Source organism: Cellvibrio sp., assembly GCF_053579595.1.
Window position 1 is genome coordinate 1 of sequence record NZ_JBRFPI010000419.1, and the last position, 3,713, is coordinate 3,713.

At 51.1% G+C, this 3,713-nt stretch carries 5 protein-coding genes and 1 tRNA gene; all 6 read right to left on the bottom strand.

Annotated elements, in window-relative coordinates:
• On the bottom strand, positions 1–411 hold a 411-nt coding region (gene rimP, locus ACWA6V_RS18895; protein WP_449523950.1), incomplete at its 3' end, for a ribosome maturation factor RimP.
• A 284-nt stretch (positions 412–695) separates the two neighbouring features.
• Positions 696–772: transfer RNA gene (locus ACWA6V_RS18900), tRNA-Met, on the bottom strand.
• A 197-nt stretch (positions 773–969) separates the two neighbouring features.
• Complete coding sequence (locus ACWA6V_RS18905) at positions 970–1,905, bottom strand: putative metalloprotease CJM1_0395 family protein (RefSeq protein WP_449523951.1); 936 nt, start codon at positions 1,903–1,905, stop codon at positions 970–972.
• 36 nt (positions 1,906–1,941) lie between these two features.
• Complete coding sequence (locus ACWA6V_RS18910) at positions 1,942–2,184, bottom strand: hypothetical protein (RefSeq protein ID WP_449523952.1); 243 nt, start codon at positions 2,182–2,184, stop codon at positions 1,942–1,944.
• 180 nt (positions 2,185–2,364) lie between these two features.
• Positions 2,365–3,045: a DUF2459 domain-containing protein gene (locus ACWA6V_RS18915; RefSeq protein WP_449523953.1), complete on the bottom strand. Its 681-nt coding sequence runs from the start codon at positions 3,043–3,045 to the stop codon at positions 2,365–2,367.
• Positions 3,046–3,058: 13 nt separating this feature from the next.
• Positions 3,059–3,713: dethiobiotin synthase (gene bioD, locus ACWA6V_RS18920; RefSeq protein WP_449523954.1), on the bottom strand; the 655-nt coding region annotated here is incomplete at its 5' end.

A 3,713-nucleotide genomic window follows, 5' to 3' on the forward strand; every position in this document is an offset into this window, starting at 1 on the left:
CTTATGCACTTCCTTATCATCCACCTGCAAAAAAACATCTCCTTTTTCTACTTTGGTGATTACGCCTTTAAAACGGCGGCGACCATCACGTGCAATACGCAAACGCACACTGATAGTTTCGCCAATGTAGCGCACATATTGCGACTCTCTATAGAGCGGGCGATCCATACCGGGCGATGACACTTCAAGCGTGTACTCGCCATCAATCGGGTCTTCTACATCAAACACACTACTCACCTGGCGACTGACACGCTCACAGTCATCCAGCGATACGCCGTTGGGGCCATCGATAAAGATGCGCACGGTGGTGTAACGCCCCTGCGTCAAATATTCCAACCCCCACAACTCGCAACCTAAGGCAGTAGCGACAGGTGAAACCATTTGCTCTAACAATTCTTGCTTGGAAGCCATGCTTTAATCCGCACTCAAACCAGCCCTGCAAAATGCAGAAGCCCAAAAAACAAAAATGGGCACAAGGCCCATTCGAACGTTTACTGCATTCACCGCACAGGCCGTACGGTGGGGGCGATGCCCGCAAACAACAAATACAAAAAAGCCCCAAAAAGGGGCTTCTCGACCGAGTTTGCTTTACAAGAAAGCAAACTCGTAACCTCTTAATTTCTGGCGAGAACCGGGAAATCCCTTTTCTTCACCGCTTCTTGCTGATATTTACCGCCGGCAAGAAACTAAAATTTTGGTTGCGGGGGCAGGATTTGAACCTACGACCTTCGGGTTATGAGCCCGACGAGCTACCAAGCTGCTCCACCCCGCGACTGAAACTCACATTTGCCAACTGCTCAAGTGAGGCCGCGAATTATAGGGAGACATCTATATGCGGTCAAGGAAAATAAACGTTTGGGCGCAACAAAAATCAATGTGGATGTTTTATTGAACGATGCGCCTAATTAGAAGACTGACCACACACTCATGACAAAAAAATAGCAGCAAAAAATGACAATTCCGTTAACACTAGACGGTTTTATTTAAAAAACTGCCTATGCCAGATTCCGAGCTGAACACACCAATTTCAATCAAGCGACGATTGAGGTCAATATTGCGTTTGGCGCCTTCGTTAAAAAACTCTGCACGCGCCTGACGCTGATCCAACAGGCGCTGCTCAGCTTCAAATCGTTCCTGATCGGCTTGCAACCGCGCTTCCTCATCCGCCAACCGCTGTTTTTCGTCCTCGGCTTTTGCCTGAGCCCGCTCAGCTTCTTGCGAATCACCAGCACCAGCGGGCTGATTTTGCCCGTTAGCTTCGTCAACGCCTTCACGACGTAGCTCCGCTTCTATAGCCTGCTGCTCGCGCAATTCAGCGCGCGCCTGCTGCTCCATCTGCGCCGCTTGTGAAGCTACATTAGTATCTTGCGATGACGGCTCCGCTGGAGCATTTGCCGCCCTGCGCAATTGCTGCGCCTTGCGCAACGTCGCTTCAGGATCACCGGGAATGGGACTGGTGTCGATTTGAACCTCTCCACCCACCGCATAGCTCACGCCATCCGGGCCGCGCACAAAAGAATAAGTTGGACTACTGCCATATTGCCCAGCGACGGCTGCATGCGCTTGCTCATGAGCGCGCACTTCTCGGTCGCGCGCTGCCAGCTCCTGGATTTGCTCGCGCTCAGCCTGTTGACGCTCCTGCTCAGCGCGGCGCTTTGAAGCTGCATCCTGCGCAACCTGATCAGTACCCTGGGCACCGCGTTCAACACGGTCACGCTCAACTTCATCATTGGGGCGCTCTTCGGGTAAGCGCCGATTTTGCCCCCGCCCCGATTCAGCCAGTTGCTCTGTAGGACGAAAGGTGGACGATTTCAGATCGGTTGTTTCCTGGCCAACAGGCGCTCGTCCCATAGGCACAAACGGCGCTACAGTATTGGCGAAGTTGGACGGGATATTGTTGATCACTCAAATCACCTCACAGTTATGCGAATACCCGCACAATCACGCTTTCACATCTAACAAAGTACCGATAGTTTCATCAGCTGCTTTCACCACTTTGGCAGAACTATCAAACACTTGGCTCTGCGCCTTAATGTTGATCAACGGCTCGGCGAGATCATTAGCCTGTGGGTTATCGCGCTGAGTAGTGCCCGCCTGCGCAATTTGCTGTGCCGATTGCAGCATCGATGACTGGCTTTTTTGCATACCAATCAGACCCTGGTTGACTACAGAACCTACGTCCATCAGCTTACCCTCTTTAGTTGGCTATCAAGAATGAGACCAAAGGGGAATAGTAGAAAACACTCCCCCAACCTTATGTAGTAGTTTACGCCGGGAAATGCTTAAAAAACAGGCGGGATTGCCGCTTAACTATCGCCTTTTAAGACGAGTTTGGCTTAAAAAAACCAGCGATATAACTTGAAACTATTCGCTTTCTCCAACCAAACCAAGGGCTTGCTGATATTCAGAGATAGCGCGCGCTTGCTCGAAGATGCTCTGTGCCGTCAGTTGCAAGCCGCTGCGCACTGGCAACCCGGCCGCCTGCAAGGCGCGCCCACTCCATGTATTGCAGTTGCTGAAGAGGCTGTAATGGCCACTCGCCTGATAGAAGTTACCCGCGTCGGTCACATAGGCTTGCAAAGGAATGACGAGGCCGGACTCATCCAGCGCAAAGGATTTATCCAAAGAGCGAATCAACTTGCGCATTCCCTTGTCAGTAATAGCAATGGGCACGCGAGTCTCCGGCGGGATGGATGCAAACGGCGGCTGCGCATAGGCAATCACCTGCAGCGCTGAATGGCTCGAAGCGATCAGTGCCTTGGTTGCGGAACCGAGGGTTTTACTTTTGCCGGTAAAGTAATTGCCATCGCCCCAGCCAATACGAATGTAGCGTTGGTTAGCGGCCTCTTGCCGCAAATACTGGCTGTGGCGCGCAACGGTTTTTGCATCGATTAAAATACTGGTATGCCATTCGCGATAAATAAAATAGATAGTGTGCTCCGTGTTTGCGACAGGAATTTTTTGTTTTGCAGGCAGAGAGGTGCAACCCGCAAGCGCGCACAGGATAAAAAAATAAATCGCAAAATTACGAACAGATATAAGCATGATGATTAGCGATTCACATGGAAAAAAAGTGCACCAGTGATTCCTGGTCAAGCGCACTCGCAACTGTTTCGGGTACCGCATTTTCCAGCCAAGGCACTACGCCTAGACAGGGTGCAGGTATGCGCGCCGCCAAGCTGTGAATATTTTCTTGCAACACCGGCATATCCGCATCAATACAATTGGCTACCCAACCCGCTAATGGCAAACCATCATTGCGAATTGCTTCTACCGTTAAGAGCGCATGATTGATACAACCCAAACGCACACCCACCACCAATATCACCGGCAAGCGCAATATTTTAACCACATCGGCCAGCGTCCCTTGCGGATTTAACGGCACGCGCCAACCGCCCGCACCTTCGACTAACGTAAAGTCAGCTTGATTTAAGCTGCCGCGACAAAACCCTGCAATCCGATCAGCCGATAAAACACGTTTCTCTTGTTGCGCCGCAATGTGCGGGGCAATAGCAGATTCCAACGCGATAGGGTTTATTTGCTCGTAGAGCATCGACTGGGTCATAACCGACTGCAATAAAAGTGCATCGGCATTGCGCAAACCGGCGTCGGTTTTTTCACAGCCTGCAGCAAGTGGTTTTAATGCAGCCGTTGTCAAGCCATGATTTTTTGCCGCAACCAATAAACCTGCTGCGACTAACGTCTTACCGACA

What these genes read in the sequence shown, in the direction of transcription:
- ACWA6V_RS18910 (WP_449523952.1), bottom strand. Translation starts at nt 2,184, where the DNA reads ATGGACGTAGGTTCTGTAGTCAACCAGGGTCTGATTGGTATGCAAAAA.
- ACWA6V_RS18915 (WP_449523953.1), bottom strand. Translation starts at nt 3,045, where the DNA reads ATGCTTATATCTGTTCGTAATTTTGCGATTTATTTTTTTATCCTGTGC.